The 15,081-nt window shown below is 57.6% G+C and carries 13 protein-coding genes; 6 read left to right on the top strand and 7 right to left on the bottom strand.

Annotation, left to right across the window (positions count from 1 at the left end):
* Window positions 1-70: 70 nt before the first annotated feature.
* The 3 genes from MHZ97_RS17760 (at window position 71) to MHZ97_RS17750 (ending at window position 1,825) form a co-directional block, all read left to right on the top strand.
* The gene (locus tag MHZ97_RS17760; RefSeq protein WP_103796028.1) at window positions 71-346 is read left to right on the top strand and encodes a YcgL domain-containing protein; all 276 of its coding nucleotides are present in this window, start codon (window positions 71-73) and stop codon (window positions 344-346) included.
* Between the two features lie 306 nt (window positions 347-652).
* Window positions 653-1,312: a fumarylacetoacetate hydrolase family protein gene (locus MHZ97_RS17755; protein WP_239315263.1), complete on the top strand. Its 660-nt coding sequence runs from the start codon at window positions 653-655 to the stop codon at window positions 1,310-1,312.
* Window positions 1,313-1,378: 66 nt separating this feature from the next.
* Window positions 1,379-1,825 carry a YcgN family cysteine cluster protein gene (locus MHZ97_RS17750; RefSeq protein WP_081142602.1) on the top strand — a complete coding sequence of 149 codons (447 nt, stop codon included), beginning with the start codon at window positions 1,379-1,381 and terminating at the stop codon, window positions 1,823-1,825.
* 225 nt (window positions 1,826-2,050) lie between these two features.
* Here the strand turns inward: MHZ97_RS17750 and dsbB are convergent, their stop codons facing one another.
* Together dsbB and nhaB are read right to left on the bottom strand one after the other, a co-directional pair.
* Window positions 2,051-2,581 (bottom strand): disulfide bond formation protein DsbB, encoded by a 531-nt coding sequence (dsbB, locus tag MHZ97_RS17745; RefSeq protein WP_103796026.1) that lies wholly within the window; start codon window positions 2,579-2,581, stop codon window positions 2,051-2,053.
* Between the two features lie 117 nt (window positions 2,582-2,698).
* Window positions 2,699-4,228, bottom strand: a complete 1,530-nt coding sequence (gene nhaB, locus MHZ97_RS17740) for a sodium/proton antiporter NhaB (RefSeq protein ID WP_103796025.1) — start codon at window positions 4,226-4,228, stop codon at window positions 2,699-2,701.
* A gap of 205 nt (window positions 4,229-4,433) precedes the next feature.
* Here nhaB and fadR point away from each other — a divergent pair, with 205 nt between their 5' ends.
* Window positions 4,434-5,153, top strand: a complete 720-nt coding sequence (fadR, locus tag MHZ97_RS17735) for a fatty acid metabolism transcriptional regulator FadR (protein WP_103796024.1) — start codon at window positions 4,434-4,436, stop codon at window positions 5,151-5,153.
* A 223-nt stretch (window positions 5,154-5,376) separates the two neighbouring features.
* Here the strand turns inward: fadR and MHZ97_RS17730 are convergent, their stop codons facing one another.
* Window positions 5,377-6,912 (bottom strand): SpoVR family protein, encoded by a 1,536-nt coding sequence (locus MHZ97_RS17730; protein ID WP_103796023.1) that lies wholly within the window; start codon window positions 6,910-6,912, stop codon window positions 5,377-5,379.
* A gap of 507 nt (window positions 6,913-7,419) precedes the next feature.
* Between MHZ97_RS17730 and MHZ97_RS17725 the strand changes: the two genes are divergently transcribed.
* Both MHZ97_RS17725 and dadX read left to right on the top strand, forming a co-directional pair.
* A complete protein-coding gene (locus tag MHZ97_RS17725; RefSeq protein WP_103796186.1) occupies window positions 7,420-8,721 on the top strand; it encodes a D-amino acid dehydrogenase in 1,302 nt (433 codons plus the stop codon).
* An 18-nt stretch (window positions 8,722-8,739) separates the two neighbouring features.
* Window positions 8,740-9,810: a catabolic alanine racemase DadX gene (dadX, locus tag MHZ97_RS17720; RefSeq protein ID WP_239315262.1), complete on the top strand. Its 1,071-nt coding sequence runs from the start codon at window positions 8,740-8,742 to the stop codon at window positions 9,808-9,810.
* On the opposite strand, the gene MHZ97_RS17715 is transcribed toward dadX, so the two are convergent.
* The 4 genes from MHZ97_RS17715 to MHZ97_RS17700 form a co-directional block, all read right to left on the bottom strand.
* Entirely contained in the window at window positions 9,803-10,996 is a 1,194-nt protein-coding gene (locus tag MHZ97_RS17715; RefSeq protein ID WP_239315261.1) for a multidrug effflux MFS transporter, read from the bottom strand. The genes dadX and MHZ97_RS17715 overlap by 8 nt on opposite strands.
* A gap of 113 nt (window positions 10,997-11,109) precedes the next feature.
* On the bottom strand, window positions 11,110-12,576 hold the full coding sequence (wbaP, locus tag MHZ97_RS17710) for an undecaprenyl-phosphate galactose phosphotransferase WbaP (RefSeq protein WP_103796020.1): 1,467 nt from the start codon (window positions 12,574-12,576) through the stop codon (window positions 11,110-11,112).
* 380 nt (window positions 12,577-12,956) lie between these two features.
* Window positions 12,957-13,190 carry a DUF1480 family protein gene (locus MHZ97_RS17705; protein ID WP_103796019.1) on the bottom strand — a complete coding sequence of 78 codons (234 nt, stop codon included), beginning with the start codon at window positions 13,188-13,190 and terminating at the stop codon, window positions 12,957-12,959.
* A gap of 75 nt (window positions 13,191-13,265) precedes the next feature.
* On the bottom strand, window positions 13,266-14,993 hold the full coding sequence (locus MHZ97_RS17700; protein ID WP_103796018.1) for a potassium/proton antiporter: 1,728 nt from the start codon (window positions 14,991-14,993) through the stop codon (window positions 13,266-13,268).
* Window positions 14,994-15,081 lie beyond the last annotated feature (88 nt).

Raw genomic sequence — 15,081 nt, 5'->3', positions numbered from 1 at the left:
TTCTGCAAGCATGTTATAGTTACTGTTATTTCCAGGCAAGCCACCATCCAGGTTTATTCGAGTAAAAAATATGTTTTGTGTGATCTACAGAAGCCCGACCCGCGACCAGACTTATCTTTATGTTGAAAAAAAGGACGATTTCTCCCGCGTGCCTGACGAGCTGCTGCGCGGCTTCGGCAAGCCGCAGCTGGCAATGGTGCTGAAGCTGGACGGACGCGATCGTCTGGCCAACGCTGACATCAATAAAGTTAAACAGGCGCTTATCGATCAAGGCTATTATTTACAGATCCCGCCGCCGGTCGAAAGTTTGCTGAAAGTTCATCTTGAGTCGACAAAAAAAGATTAATTCAGATTCATCTGTAAATATAATCAGTGCTTCCTGCTTCTTCAGCATAATTATATATAACGATTTGCAGCAAAATAATGGCGCGATTACCGCGCCATTTACTGTTCATTATTCTTTATTGCCCGCGCGCTGGCGATAAAATCACCGCCCCGGCAGCATATATTCACGCATTTTTGACAATTTACGCACACTAATCTTTGCTAAAGCATCTTATTATGGCCGTCACGGCGGGCGCAGGATCCGCTGAACCGCAAACATCAACGTGCCGGCGTCGCTGGCAACACATAAACAGAGCAGGGGATTAGCATGTATCAGCATCGTAACTGGCAGGGCGCCTTGTTGGATTTTCCGGTGAACAAGGTGGTCTGCGTCGGCAGCAACTATGCGAAACACATTAAGGAAATGGGCAGCGCCACGCCAGCTGAGCCGGTCGTGTTTATCAAGCCGGAAACCGCGATTTGCGATCTGCGCCAGCCGCTCTCTCTTCCCTCCGCCTTTGGTGAAGTGCATCACGAGGTCGAACTGGCGGTGCTGATCGGCGCCACCCTTAAGCAGGCCGGCGAAGAGCACGTGGCGCAAGCGATCGCCGGTTACGGCGTGGCGCTGGATTTAACGCTGCGCGATCTGCAGGCGGGGTTTAAAAAGGCGGGGCAGCCGTGGGAAAAATCAAAGGGCTTCGATAATGCCTGCCCGCTCTCCGGCTTTATCCCCTCAGCGGAGTTCCCGGGCGATCCTCAGGATACCGAGCTCAAGCTGGTGGTGAACGGCGAGGTGCGTCAGCTCGGCAGAACCTCCGATATGATCCATAAAATTCTGCCGCTTATCGCCCATATGAGCCACTATTTCACCCTGCGCGCGGGCGATGTGGTGCTGACCGGCACGCCGGAAGGGGTCGGTCCGCTGCGCTCAGGCGATAAGCTGGAAGTGTCGCTGGCCGGTCACGGCATCAGCACGCGCGTGCTGTAAAACTTGCAACGCCGCGCCTGACCCGATATAAGGTGCGGTTTTGTGATTAACCCGGACGCAGCCATCATGAGTGAACTTCCTTTCTGGCAGACTAAACGCCTCGATCAAATGAACGACGACGAGTGGGAATCCTTGTGCGATGGGTGCGGCCAGTGCTGCCTGAATAAGCTGCAGGATGCCGACACCGATGAGATTTACTTTACCAACGTCGCCTGCAACCAGCTCAATATCAAAACCTGCCAGTGCCGCAACTATGAGCGCCGCTTCGAATATGAAGAGGACTGCATCAAGCTGACGCGTGAGAACCTGACGCAGTTTAACTGGCTGCCGCGCACCTGCGCCTATCGCCTGCTGGGCGAGGGGAAAGGATTGCCGGCGTGGCATCCGCTGCTGAGCGGATCAAAGTCGGCAATGCATGCGCAGCGTATTTCGGTGCGCTATATCGCGGTGCGGGAAAGCGAAGTGCGCGACTGGGAAGATCATATTATCGATCGTCCCGACCGCAACGGCTAAGCGTTAAACAGACTGCCGGTGAGGGTGTGATGCGGGCGATAAGGCCCGGAGGCAAAGAGGCGTATCACGTCATCCCTGACGCTCGTTCCACACCGTCATCTTATCCCTGAGGTGCGCCGGGTAACGCGCTGCATGATGCAACATGCTCCCGGCATTGTGTTCTGGGGCGGGATGCCAGGCTCCTGGCGCTGCGTCACCCGCCTTCCAGCCTGTTAGCGAGACCTGTTAGCGAGAAAAGATATCGCGGCGTTTGGGTTTAAACGGCTGCGCAATCAGCACCGCAATCGCCACGATCAGGTAGGCGGCGAACACCACAATCATCCACTGCGGCATGCTCAGCGTCAGAAAGGTCCAGCTGCGCTCGGCGCAGTCGCCGCTGGCTAAAAACACCGACGGCAGCCACTTATCCAGCGGCAGCCACGCAGGAAAACGCGCGGCGAAATCGCAGGTGGTAAAGGGATTGGGATGAAGCTGGATCATTGTATGTTCATACGACAGGCGCAATCCTTCCCAGGCGCTGTAGATCCAGAGAGCCAGCCCGGCCCAGCGCAGCGGCGATTGCGGCGCGATAGCGCCAACGAGGCCCGCGCCCATCACGCCAAACAGCGCGCAGCGCTCATAGATGCACATCACGCAAGGTTTCAGGCCCATCACATGCTGGAACCATAATGCCGCCAGCTCCAGCACCAGCGCCGTTAACGCCAGCAGCAGCCAGGCGGCGCGACCGCGTGAAGATTGATTGAGATATCGCAACATCTTGCTTTCCCTGTAAACGGTAGTGCCACGAGTGTAAACCAAAAGCGCGGCGGTGCCAGCCAGGCATCAAGGTAAAATCGTGCTGAAATCGGACTTACCCTGATCCAGGCCAGCAATTTACAGGGCTGGCGCGGTGAGCCAGCCCCACTGAAGCAGCATTTCGGTGCAGGGCACCAGCAACCAGCGGATGCAAAAAAAGCCCACCAGCGACATCACCAGCGTAAAGGGCAGCGCCATCCAGACCATGCGCCCATAAGAGAGGCGGATCAGCGGCGCCAGCGCCGAGGTAAGCAGGAAGAGAAACGCCGCCTGGCCGTTAGGGGTCGCAACCGAGGGCAAATTGGTGCCGGTGTTAGTGGCGACCGCCAGCAGCTCAAACTGTGGCAGGTCGATCGCTCCCTGCAGAAAGGCCTGTTTCGCCTCGTTGATAAACACCGAGCCAACAAAGACGTTGTCCGATATCGAGGAGAGCAGGCCGTTAAAGATGTAATACCAGCTGAGCTGCGCGTGCGGTTCCGCCTGCAGCACAAAGGCGATCAGCGGGCTGAAAAGCTGCTGCTCGACGATCACCGCGACGATGGCGAAAAACACCGTCAGCAGGGCGGTAAAGGGCAGCGCCTCGGTAAAGGCCTGGCCGATAGTATGCTCATCGGTAACGCCGCACAGCGAGGTGGCAAGTACAATCACCGAAAGGCCAATCAACCCGACCTCCGCCAGATGCAGCGCCAGCGCGACAATAAGCCACAGGCCGATAGCCGCCTGAATCCACAGCGCTAACCGCGCCTGGCGCGTGCGCTGCGCCGATGCCTCGCGGTCGCTCTGCAGCAGAATGGCGCGCACCGCATCCGGCAGCGTTGCACCGTAGCCGAACAGGCGAAAGCGCTCCACCAGCAGGCTGGTGAGAATACCGCACAGCAGCACCGGCACCGTGACCGGCGCCATACGCAGGAAAAAGCCAGCGAAATCCCAGCCCGCCGCATGGGCGATAATCAGGTTCTGCGGCTCACCCACCATGGTCATCACGCCACCCAGCGCGGTGCCTACGCCCGCCTGCATCATCAGGCTGCGCAGAAAGGCGCGGAACTGATCGAGAGTGGCGCGCTGACCGGGATCCGCTGCGGCGTAGTCGGGATCAGAGGAGACGCGATGGTAGATCTGATAGAAGCCGACGGCGACGCTGATCACCACGGCGACCACGGTCAGGGCGTCCAGGAAAGCGGAGAGAAACGCGGCGGCGAGGCAGAAGGTGAGGCTGAGCAGCACCTTTGAGCGCAGCGACAGCAGCAGCCGGGTAAACATAAACAGCAGCAGCTGTTTCATAAAGAAGATGCCGGCGACCATAAAGATCAGCAGCAGCAGCACCTCCAGATTGCCCGCCAGCTGTTGCTTAACCTGGTCGGCGCTGGCCATACCGATGGCGATCGCTTCCAGCGTCAGCAGCCCGCCGGGCAGCAGCGGATGACACTTCAGCGCCATACCGAGCGTAAAGATAAATTCGGCAATCAGTAGCCAGCCGGCAAGAAATGGACTGACGAAGAAAAAGAGCAGCGGATTAACGACCAGAAACGCCAGCAGCAGCATTTTATACCAGTTGGGCGACTGCCCAAGAAAGTTGCGATGCAGCGCCTGGCCCCAGGTGATTTCCATGGCAAACGTCCTGTGTGCAAAAAAGAGAGTGGGCAAAGGGTAATCAGCGAATTCGTGCGGCGCAATCTTCCCCTGAGAATTGCGCGCGAGGCTGCTGATTTTTGCGCCAGCGCGCGCTTTTAATCCCCGCTCAGTCTATACACGACCAGGGTGTCTGGTATGATGAGTCCCATTTCGACAAAGAAAGCAACGAGAACATATCGCTATGGTCATTAAGGCGCAGAGCCCTGCGGGATTTGCTGAAGAGTATATTATTGAAAGCATCTGGAACAGCCGCTTTCCTCCTGGGTCAATCCTTCCTGCTGAACGTGAGCTTTCTGAACTTATCGGCGTAACCCGCACCACGCTGCGCGAAGTATTGCAGCGCCTGGCGCGAGACGGGTGGCTAACGATTCAGCACGGCAAGCCGACCCGCGTAAATGACTTCTGGGAAACCTCCGGGCTGAATATTCTTGAGACGCTGGCGCGTCTGGATCACGACAGCGTGCCGGTGCTGATCGATAACCTGCTGTCGGTGCGCACCAATATCGCCTCGATCTTTATCAGCCGCGCGCTGCGCCATCATCCCGACAAGGCGCGCGCGGTGCTGGAGAGCGTCGCCGGTATCGACGATCAGGCCGATGCCTATACCGAGCTTGACTATCGCGTGTTCCGCGGTCTGGCATTCGCCTCAGGCAATCCTATTTACGGTTTGATCCTGAATGGCCTGAAAGGACTCTATACCCGTGTGGGCCGCTACTATTTCTCTAATCCTGAGGCTCGCGAGCTGGCGCGCAACTTCTACGCGCGGCTCGAAGGGCTGTGCGTTAAAGAGCCGTCGCAGGATCAGATTGTCGATGCGGTGCGCGAGTATGGCCGTCGCAGCGGCGAGATCTGGCACAGCATGCAGAAAAGCATGCCGGAGGATCTCGGTAGCAAACGCTAAAAGCGGAAAACCGGACATTGTCCGGTTTTTTTATGCCTGTGAGCCAGGCGCGTTCGCAGGTAGCATAAACAGATCGCAAAGTCGCTTAAGGCATCCCTGCGCGCTCGGCCCACGGCATCCCTGCCGCGGGACGCTTTGCTCTTCTGTTTATGCTACCCGCTCCCTGAATAGACGTGCGGCCTGAAAAAAACCGGACAGAGTCCGGTTTTTTTATGGCTATTCCTTACAGCGCGTTGCCGCGCGTCGGACAGCGATCCAGCAGCTCGACGCTGCCATCTTCGTTCTGCTGTTCCAGGATCACATCGAACCCCCACAGCCGGTGGACATGCTTCATCACCTCGCGACGGCTCTTGTCGAGCGGCGTGCGGCTTTGCGGCACGTAGCGCAGCGTCAGCGAACGATCGCCGCGCAGGTCGACATTATAAACCTGAATATTTGGCTCCAGATTGCTCAGGTTGTACTGCGCTGAAAGCTGCTGGCGAATGGCGCGATAGCCCGCTTCATCATGAATGGCGGCGATCTCAAGATAATTATTGCGGTCGTCATCCAGCACGGTAAACAGGCGGAAATCGCGCATCACCTTCGGCGACAGGAACTGGCTGATAAAGCTCTCGTCCTTGAACTCGCGCATGGCAAAGTGCAGGGTCTCCAGCCAGTCGGAGCCGGCGATATCCGGGAACCAGTAGCGATCCTCCTCGGTCGGCGACTGACAGATGCGCTTGATATCCTGGAACATGGCGAAGCCCAGCGCATAGGGGTTAATACCGTTATACCAGGGACTGTTATAAGGCGGCTGGAACACCACGTTGGTATGGCTGTGCAGAAACTCGATCATAAAGCGCTCTGAGACTTTACCCTCATCATAGAGATGATTGAGGATGGTGTAGTGCCAGAAGGTCGCCCAGCCTTCGTTCATCACCTGCGTCTGCTTCTGCGGATAGAAATACTGGCTCACCTTACGCACGATGCGCAGGATCTCGCGCTGCCACGGCTCCAGCAGTGGCGCATTCTTCTCCATAAAGTAGAGCAGGTTCTCCTGCGGCTCCGACGGATAGCGCGCCGCCTCGACCTGCACCGCCTCTTTCTCGCGGCGCGGCAGGGTGCGCCACAGGGTATTCACCTGGCTTTGCAGATACTCTTCGCGGCTCTTCTGCCGCGCTTTCTCTTCCTGCAGGGAGATCTTCTGCGGACGCTTATAGCGATCGACGCCGTAGTTCATCAGCGCATGGCAGGAGTCAAGCAGCCGCTCTACCTCTTCAACGCCAAAACGCTCTTCGCAGTCAGAGATATATTTCTTCGCAAACAGCAGATAGTCGACAATCGAGCTGGCGTCGGTCCAGCTGCGGAACAGATAGTTATTTTTGAAAAAGGAGTTATGGCCGTAGCAGGCGTGCGCCATGACCAGCGCCTGCATGGTCATGGTGTTCTCTTCCATCAGATAGGCGATACAGGGATTGGAGTTGATCACAATCTCATACGCCAGCCCTTGCTGTCCGTGCTTATAACGCTGCTCGGTTTCAATGAACTTTTTGCCAAACGACCAGTGCGCGTAGTTAATGGGCATGCCGACGCTGGAGTAGGCGTCCATCATCTGCTCGGAGGTAATCACTTCGATCTGATGGGGATAGGTGTCGAGTCGGTAGAGTTTGGCTACGCGGTCAATTTCCGCAAGATAGACATCGAGCAGCTCGAATGTCCAGTCCGGTCCATCACTGAGTCGTTTGCTGTCCTTAATCGGATCGTCAAAGATTGTCGTCATAGCGCACCTCTGTTTTGCAAACAGGCCTGCCCGCTGCGAGCAGCCGGTTTCGGTAATTTCAAGGCTCATCCCTAAGAAAGAGAACCCCAAAAACGGAGCGAACACTTCAATGATAGTCCACTGTCACCTATCTGATCGCGGAACTCAACTGAATTATTCGGCACAAAATCATCTGAAAAAAGACGCGGAAGCATTTGATGAACAGATGTCGGCCCGAAGGGCGAAAAGTCGGGATAAAATGCTGTTTATAAGTGGATTGTATGGCGTCCGCTTATTCTCCTGAAATAAGTGGATATTGCCGCATACGCTATTATTAACTGCTGAGAAGCGGTTAAAAGACGCATAACTCACTGATTTTCACTCTGACCAACGATTTTAGTGTTCGAAAAAATAAAAAACATGTGAAATAAGTTAATAAGGAACGGGCTGTTACCGGCAGGTGGGAATGCGCTGGTATTACCCTGTACTCTAGTGAATTATGCTTTTGAATTTGCCGGTGGGGGCGATATGCACGTAGTGATTCTCGGTAGTGGTGTGGTTGGCGTAGCGAGCGCCTGGTATCTGGCGCGCGCGGGTCATCAGGTAACGGTGCTGGATCGCCAGCCCGACGCAGCGCTGGAGACCAGCGCAGGCAATGCGGGCCAGATATCGCCCGGCTACGCGGCGCCCTGGGCTGCGCCGGGGGTACCGCTGAAGGCGGTGAAGTGGATGTTCCAGCGCCACGCGCCGCTGGCTATCCGCCTGGACGGCAGCAGCTTTCAGCTGGAGTGGATGTGGAACATGCTGCGTAACTGCGATATGCAGCACTATCAGCAGAATAAAAGCCGTATGGTGCGCATCGCCGAGTACAGCCGCGACTGCCTGAAGGCGCTGCGCGAAGAGACCGGCATCGCCTATGAAGGTCGACAGGGCGGCACGCTGCAACTGTTCCGCACCCAGCAGCAGTTCGACAGCGCCAGCAAAGATATCGAGGTGCTGCGCGAGGCGGGCGTACCTTACGAACTGCTGCACGCCCATGAGCTGGCGCGCGTCGAACCGGCGCTGGCGGCCACGCAGCACAAGCTGACCGGCGGACTGCGCCTGCCCAACGATGAAACCGGCGACTGTCAGCTCTTTACGCAAAAGCTGGCGAAAATGGCGCAGGAGGCGGGGGTGGTATTCCGCTTCAATACCCCGGTCGATCAGCTGCTGCGTGAAGGCAACCGCATTTACGGTGTGAAGTGTGGCGACGAGGTGATTAAAGGCGACAGCTATGTCGTGGCCTTCGGCTCATACTCCACCGGGCTGCTGAAGCATATCCTCGATATTCCGGTCTATCCGCTGAAGGGCTACTCCCTGACTATCCCGGTAAAAAACCCGGATGCCGCGCCGGTTTCCACTATCCTCGACGAAAGCTATAAAGTGGCGGTTACCCGCTTCGACAACCGTATCCGCGTCGGCGGCATGGCGGAAATCGTTGGTTTTAACAACAAACTCTTGCCTGCGCGGCGGGAAACGCTGGAGATGGTGGTGCGGGATCTCTATCCTGAAGGCGGTCATATCGAACAGGCCAGCTTCTGGAGCGGCCTGCGTCCTATGACGCCAGACGGAACGCCGATTGTCGGACCGACGCCGCTCAGCAATCTCTATCTGAATACCGGACACGGCACGCTCGGCTGGACGATGGCCTGCGGCTCCGGTCAGCTGCTGGCCGACCTTATCAGCGGCAAAACCCCGGCGATCGCCGCCGACGATCTGTCCGTGTTCCGCTATCTGCCGGGTTTTGCCCCGTCATCGACACCATTACGCAACGCGAACGCCGTGCGTTAACATTCAGGGAGAGTGAGTATGTCACGTCCAGTTTTTGCCACTATCGATCGGCAGGCGCTGCGGCATAATCTGACGATAGCGCGCCAGGCGGCGCCCGATGCGCGCGTCTGGTCGGTGGTAAAAGCCAATGCTTACGGCCACGGTCTGGCCCGCGTCTGGGAAAGCCTGGCGCAGACTGACGGCTTTGCCCTGTTAAATATGGAAGAGGCGATACTGCTGCGCGACGGCGGCTGGCGCAAACCGATTCTGCTGCTGGAGGGTTTTTTCCATGCCGAGGATCTGCAGCTAATCGATCGCTACCGCCTGACCACCAGCGTACACAGCAACTGGCAGATCAAAGCGCTGGCGGAGACCCGGCTCTCCGCGCCGGTGGATATCTATCTCAAGGTCAACAGCGGCATGAACCGCCTCGGCTTCCGCCCTGAGCAGGTGCACGGCGCCTTTCAAAAGCTGCGCGCGCTGGAAAACGTCGGCGACATTACGCTGATGGCGCACTTTGCCGATGCGGAAAACCCGGAAGGGCTGATCGCGCCGATGCAGCGCATTGAACGCGCCGCCGAAGGGCTCGCCATTCCCCGTTCGCTCTCCAATTCCGCCTGTACGCTCTGGCATCCAGAAGCGCACTACGACTGGGTGCGCCCCGGTATTATTCTCTACGGCGCCTCGCCGAGCGGCGACTGGCAGGATATCGCCAGCACCGGCCTGAAGCCGGCGATGACGCTCAGCAGCGAAATCATCGGCATCCAGCAGCTGAGCCGCGGCGACGGCGTCGGCTACGGCTATCGCTACCATGCGCAGCAGGAGCAGCGTATCGGCGTGGTGGCATGCGGCTATGCCGACGGCTATCCGCGCCATGCGCCCAGCGGCACGCCGGTGTGCGTTGACGGCGTGATGACCCAGGTGGTCGGCGCGGTATCAATGGATATGATCACCGTCGACCTGACGCCCTGTCCGCAGGCGGGCATCGGTTCAAGGGTCGAGCTGTGGGGCGAGCAGGTGAAAATCGATCAGGTGGCGAAAGCGGCCGGCACGGTCGGCTATGAGCTGATGTGCGCGCTGGCGCCGCGCGTGCCGGTTAAGGTTATTTAAGCGCGGTCAGCGAGCCGTGCATCTTCTTACTGCAGCGCCAGGCGATCAGCGCCAGCGCTGCACCCGCCAGCATCATTAGCGCCAGCGCGCTCTTTTCCGCCACGGGCAGCATGACAATCAGCAGGCTGCCCGCCGCACCGCCCGCCATCTGAATTAATCCCTGCAGCGCCGCTGCTACGCCAGCCTGCTGCTGATAAGGCTCCAGCGCATAGCTGGTGGCGGGGCCAACGGTAAAGGCCAGGCCCGCTACCGCAACGGCCACCGGCAGCATATAGAGCGCCCAGTGGGTCTGCGCGCCCTGCGGCAGCAGATGCATGCCGGCGACCAGCAGCAGCGCGCCCGCCAGCATCGTCACAAAGCCCATCGCCAGACAGAACGGCCGTCCCGCCTTGCGGATCGCTTTATTAACAAAAGCGCTTACCAGCATGATCCAGAAGCCGTTGGCGCCGAAGGCGAACGAAAACTGAATCGGCGTCAGGCCGCCTTCCGTCATCAGCACGTGCGGCGCCAGTGATACATAGGTCAGCACCATGCCGAGCGCGCCCGCGTTGGCAAAGGCGAAGGCGAGAAAGCGCGGCTGACGCAGGATGGCGCCATACTGCGCCAGCGGCAGTCCCTTTACCCGCAGCGTATCGGCGGGGCGCGTCTCCGGCAGCCAGATCAGCACGATAACCGCAATAAGCAGGCCGTAGGCGCACAGAAACCAGAAGGGCGCGCGCCAGTCGAAGACGCTGGCAAGCAGGCCACCCAGCAAGGGCGCCAGCGCCGGCACGATATTCAGCGCGCCGTTCAGAAAGCCGTAGGCGCGCGCCGCTTCGTCGCCGCTCAGGCGATCGCGCACGCCGCTAAAGGCGACAACAGCGCTACAGCAGACCGCGCAGCCCTGGATGAGACGCGCCGACAGAAACATCGGCCAGCTGGTGGCGGTTGCCGCCACCACGCTGCCCGCCACATAGAGCGCCAGGCCCAGCAGTGCGATCGGCTTGCGGCCGTAGTTGTCCACCAGCGGACCGGTCACCAGCTGTCCCAGGCCCATTACCAGCAGAAAGATGGGAATAGTGGTCTGGATCAGGCTGACCGGCGTATTCAGGCCAAGGGCGATTTCAGGCAGAGTAGGCAGATAGAGATCGATGCCCAGCGGCGCCAGCAGCACCAGGCTCAACAGCATCAGGGTAAATTTTTGCATAAAAACCAGAGGGTGAACGTCCTGTTAAAACGAGCGGGAAGGGTAATGAGTTGAGGGCGAAAAGAAAAGCGGAAAATGCGATGCCCGCCGTCAGGCGGGCATCCTGAGCGAGCTTAGTAGGCGCCGTCACGGCGCAGCACTACGCCGGCGGTTTTGAACAGAATAGCGATATCGGTCCACAGCGCCCAGTTCTTCACGTACCAGGAGTCGAAGTAGACGCGCGTATCGTAGTCGATATCGTTGCGCCCGCTGACCTGCCACAGGCCGGTCATGCCCGGTTTCGCCATCAGGTAGTAGTCGACGTCGCCCGCATAGCGCTCCAGTTCAGCCTCGATAACCGGACGTGGACCCACCAGGCTCATCTCGCCGCGGATAACGTTCCACAGCTGCGGCAGCTCATCCAGGCTGGTTTTGCGCAGGAAGCCGCCAATACGGGTAATGCGCGGGTCCTTTTTCAGCTTAAAGTCTTTATCCCATTCGGCGCGCGCCTCGGCGCTGGTGGCCAGCAGCTGCTCCAGCACCTCTTTCGAGTTGGTCACCATTGAACGGAACTTCAGGCATTTAAACTTCTCGCCGTTCTGGCCGATACGCTCGTGACCGTAGATGGCGTTGCCGCCGTCGCGTTTCACCATATAGCAGAGCAGACCGAACACGGGCGCAAGGAACAGCAGCAGCAGCGAGGCGACAACAATGTCGAAGCAGCGTTTCAGGAAGCGCGAAGAGCGCTTGGCGAGGCTGTTGCTGACGCGCAGGATCATCACTTCATGGCTGAAGATAAATGACATGTCGGTGCCGTAAAGCGGCACGCCGCGCAGGGTAGGGATCACGGAGATCGATCGGCAGTTCATTTTCGACAGGAATTTCAGCCAGGTGTCGCGCACGGACTGCTGCTCAAACTCGGTGGCGACGATAAACTGCACGTTGTCGCGGTCAATGGTCTGCCAGTTAATGTCCTGCTGTTTAATAACGGGCACGCCGTTAACGGACGGCGGATTATTTTCGTCGTCGGTGCTGATAAACGCCTGCACGTTATAGCCGAGGATCTCCTCGCTCTGCAGCGCCGCGTAAGCCTCCATGGCATTTTTGCCCGACCCGATGATAATGGTCTCTTTTTGCCACTGTCCGGCGCGGTTAATGGCGCGTTTCACGGCAGCGCGCATCAGCGGCAGCAGCAGCAGCGCATAGCTCCAGCTAAACAGCCATACCATGCGCGAAAAGTCCCACTTGGAAAAGGCGATCAGCGCTAAATCCAGCAGCGAAAAAACAAACAGGGTTTTCACTACTTCTTTTAGTTCAAACCAAAAGGGTTTGCGGTAGGTGTAGTGACGCATGCGCATCCAGAAATAAGCGGTGCACAAAACAGAAAGCGCAAACTGCGCAATAAAACGGTATTCAATTTGATGAGGCGGAATAAACCCATCGAGGTCGCCCCAGATCCCCTGAATAGTGGCGGCGGATAAAAACAGCGCCAGATTGAGGGCGATCAGATCGGAAAAGCTTAACGCAAGCTTTGCGATGATATTTTTGCGCGTTCCGCTCCATGAGCGGCTCGCATCATTCATTACCAGTGTACTTGCCATAACACCTGCTCTCTTTTTTCTTAAGTAAAAGATGGCCTGACCAGAATCAAGTACGCGCTCAGGAGTGGACAACTGAAAAAGCAGAACACTTGTTTTCAGTTCATTACAGTCGTTAGAGCCATACAGGCTGCAGTGAAGAGATAAAACAATTACGTGATTCTTATCACGAAAATCTGCAGCAGCGATTAAGAGTATGCAGGAGATATTTGACAGAGTTAATACGGAACAAATCCTAAAAGCTTTTTTTTGCCTAAAGTTTTCTATAGATAACTCTTTGAATCAAAAGCTTAAAATGGCGTGAGGGTGGGAAATAACCAAATATTTCAGACAACTTTTTCGGAATTACCGCCAGGACAAGCCGCTGGCGGCGAAAAGGGGGATCAGGCAGGTTTTTTTAATACCCACTGGTCTTGCTGTTTATCGTAATGCCCAATTTGTAAATCTACCGGTTCACCATCAATCCAGGCGGGCACGCTGGTATCCTGATCCCAGCCGTCAAGCTGATAGCTCAGGCCGGGATTGGTTTGACAGGGAATGCTGACGGTCTGCAGATTATCGCTATCCAGTTCGGCATCAACAATTTCATAGCGACCAATTTTAACGACGTGTCCCATAACTCTCTCCCGTTTGCTGGACCAAATACTGAGCATAGCCGTTTCCGCTGGAATATCGAGCCGCAGCCCCTCAGATTATTCTCTCTCTTCAGCGACGCGCACCCCAATTTTAACAATACGGTTATCTTCTTTTTCCGCTACGGTCCAGGTCAGATGATTCCACTCAATGTGGTCACCGACTACCGGCGTGCCGCCGAGCATGCTCATTACCAGCTGGCCGAGAGACTGCTGATCGTTGGCCTCTTCGTCCAGCTCCAGTCCGTAAATCTGCGCCACATCGCGCAGGCGCGCGTCGGCGTCGAGAATAAAGTCGCCGAAAAAGCGCTGATCCAGCGAGACGGGCGGCGACTGGCTGAACATTTTACCCAGCGCCGGCAGATCGCGTTCGCGGCCGATGACGCAGATAACGTCACCCTCCTTTAGCCGGGTGTTACTGTTGGGATGCATAAGCGCGTTATCGCGGAACAGCGCGGCGATACGGGTTTCGCGCGGCATCTGCAGGTCGCGCAGCGCCGCCCCGACGCACCATTTGTCGGCGCTGAGCTGATAGACGAACTGCTCCCAGGGATTTTCCGGGTGGATATCCAGGCCAACGCGGCTGACAGGCGACGCCGTCGGCGGCACCACGACCCGCGCTTTTTTCGCCGCAAAGCCGAGCGAGGTGCCCTGCAGCATCAGCGATACCAGCACCACAAAGAAGGCGATATTAAAGTAGAGCGATGCGTTTTCCAGTCCCGCCATCATCGGAAAGACCGCAAGAATAATTGGCACCGCGCCGCGCAGGCCGACCCAGCTGATAAAGATGCGCTCGCGGCCGGTAAAGCCGCGGAACGGCAGCAGCCCGACCAGAATCGACAGCGGACGCGCCACCAGAATCAGCCACAGCGACAGGAGCATCGCCGGCACCGCGATATGCCACAGATCGGATGGCGTCACCAGCAGGCCAAGCACGATAAACATGCCGATCTGGCTCAGCCAGGCCATGCCGTCAAAGGTCTGCAAAATGCCGTGGCGGTTGCGGATCGGCCGGTTGCCGAGCAGAAAGCCGCAGAGATAGACCGCCAGAATGCCGCTGCCCTCCAGCATGGTGGTCAGGGCGAACACCAGAATGCCGCCGCTCAGCGCCAGCAGCGGATAGAGTCCAGGAGCCAGGCTGATGCGATTGATCAGCTGCTGCAGCGCCCAGCCGCCGCCCAGCCCCAGCACGATGCCCAGGCCAAACTGCTGCACCAGATGCACCAGGAACATCCAGTCGAGGCCGGTTTCGCCTTTCTGGATCATCTCAATCAGGGTGATAGTTAAAAACACCGCCATCGGGTCATTGCTGCCCGACTCAATCTCCAGCGTAGAGCTGACGCGCTCGTTCAGGCCTTTGTCACCCAGCAGCGAAAAGACCGCCGCGGCGTCGGTAGAGCCGATAATGGCGCCGATAAGGAAGCCCTGCATTAAATCGAGGCGGAACAGCCAGGCGGCAGCCAGGCCGGTCAGTCCGGCGGTGATCATCACGCCGACCGTTGCCAGCGAGAGCGCCGGCCCCAGCGCGACCTTAAAAGAGCTGGCTTTGGTGCGCATGCCGCCGTCGAGCAGGATCACCGCCAGCGCCAGGTTGGAAATCAGGTAGGCGGCGGGGTAGTTATCAAAGGCGATACCGCCAATGCCGTCGACGCCGGTGAGCATGCCCAATGCCAGAAAGATCACCAGGATAGGGATGCCGAGCCGCGAAGAGAAAGAACTGAGTAAGATGCTTGACGCAACCAGCACAGAACCGATGATAAAAAGGCTATAGACGATGTTGTGGTTCAATGTGTTCTCCTGCGGTTACGACAATCATAAGAAGGCTGGCGCGGGGAATAGCCGTGCATCTGAAAAAGAACATGCGTAATCAGTAAGT

It is taken from the genome of Pantoea sp. ACRSC, assembly GCF_022346785.1.
In the GTDB taxonomy this organism is placed as follows: domain Bacteria; phylum Pseudomonadota; class Gammaproteobacteria; order Enterobacterales; family Enterobacteriaceae; genus Pantoea; species Pantoea alvi.
The sequence above is the reverse complement of the archived record's forward strand: the minus strand, read 5'-3'. Positions and strand labels throughout refer to the sequence as shown.

Coding starts and splice junctions, on each gene's coding strand:
- dadX (WP_239315262.1), top strand. CDS start 8,740: ATGTCACGTCCAGTTTTTGCCACTATCGATCGGCAGGCGCTGCGGCAT.
- MHZ97_RS17730 (WP_103796023.1), bottom strand. CDS start 6,912: ATGACGACAATCTTTGACGATCCGATTAAGGACAGCAAACGACTCAGT.
- nhaB (WP_103796025.1), bottom strand. CDS start 4,228: ATGGAAATCACCTGGGGCCAGGCGCTGCATCGCAACTTTCTTGGGCAG.
- MHZ97_RS17725 (WP_103796186.1), top strand. CDS start 7,420: ATGCACGTAGTGATTCTCGGTAGTGGTGTGGTTGGCGTAGCGAGCGCC.
- MHZ97_RS17705 (WP_103796019.1), bottom strand. CDS start 13,190: ATGGGACACGTCGTTAAAATTGGTCGCTATGAAATTGTTGATGCCGAA.
- fadR (WP_103796024.1), top strand. CDS start 4,434: ATGGTCATTAAGGCGCAGAGCCCTGCGGGATTTGCTGAAGAGTATATT.
- MHZ97_RS17715 (WP_239315261.1), bottom strand. CDS start 10,996: ATGCAAAAATTTACCCTGATGCTGTTGAGCCTGGTGCTGCTGGCGCCG.
- MHZ97_RS17750 (WP_081142602.1), top strand. CDS start 1,379: ATGAGTGAACTTCCTTTCTGGCAGACTAAACGCCTCGATCAAATGAAC.
- dsbB (WP_103796026.1), bottom strand. CDS start 2,581: ATGTTGCGATATCTCAATCAATCTTCACGCGGTCGCGCCGCCTGGCTG.
- MHZ97_RS17755 (WP_239315263.1), top strand. CDS start 653: ATGTATCAGCATCGTAACTGGCAGGGCGCCTTGTTGGATTTTCCGGTG.
- wbaP (WP_103796020.1), bottom strand. CDS start 12,576: ATGGCAAGTACACTGGTAATGAATGATGCGAGCCGCTCATGGAGCGGA.
- MHZ97_RS17760 (WP_103796028.1), top strand. CDS start 71: ATGTTTTGTGTGATCTACAGAAGCCCGACCCGCGACCAGACTTATCTT.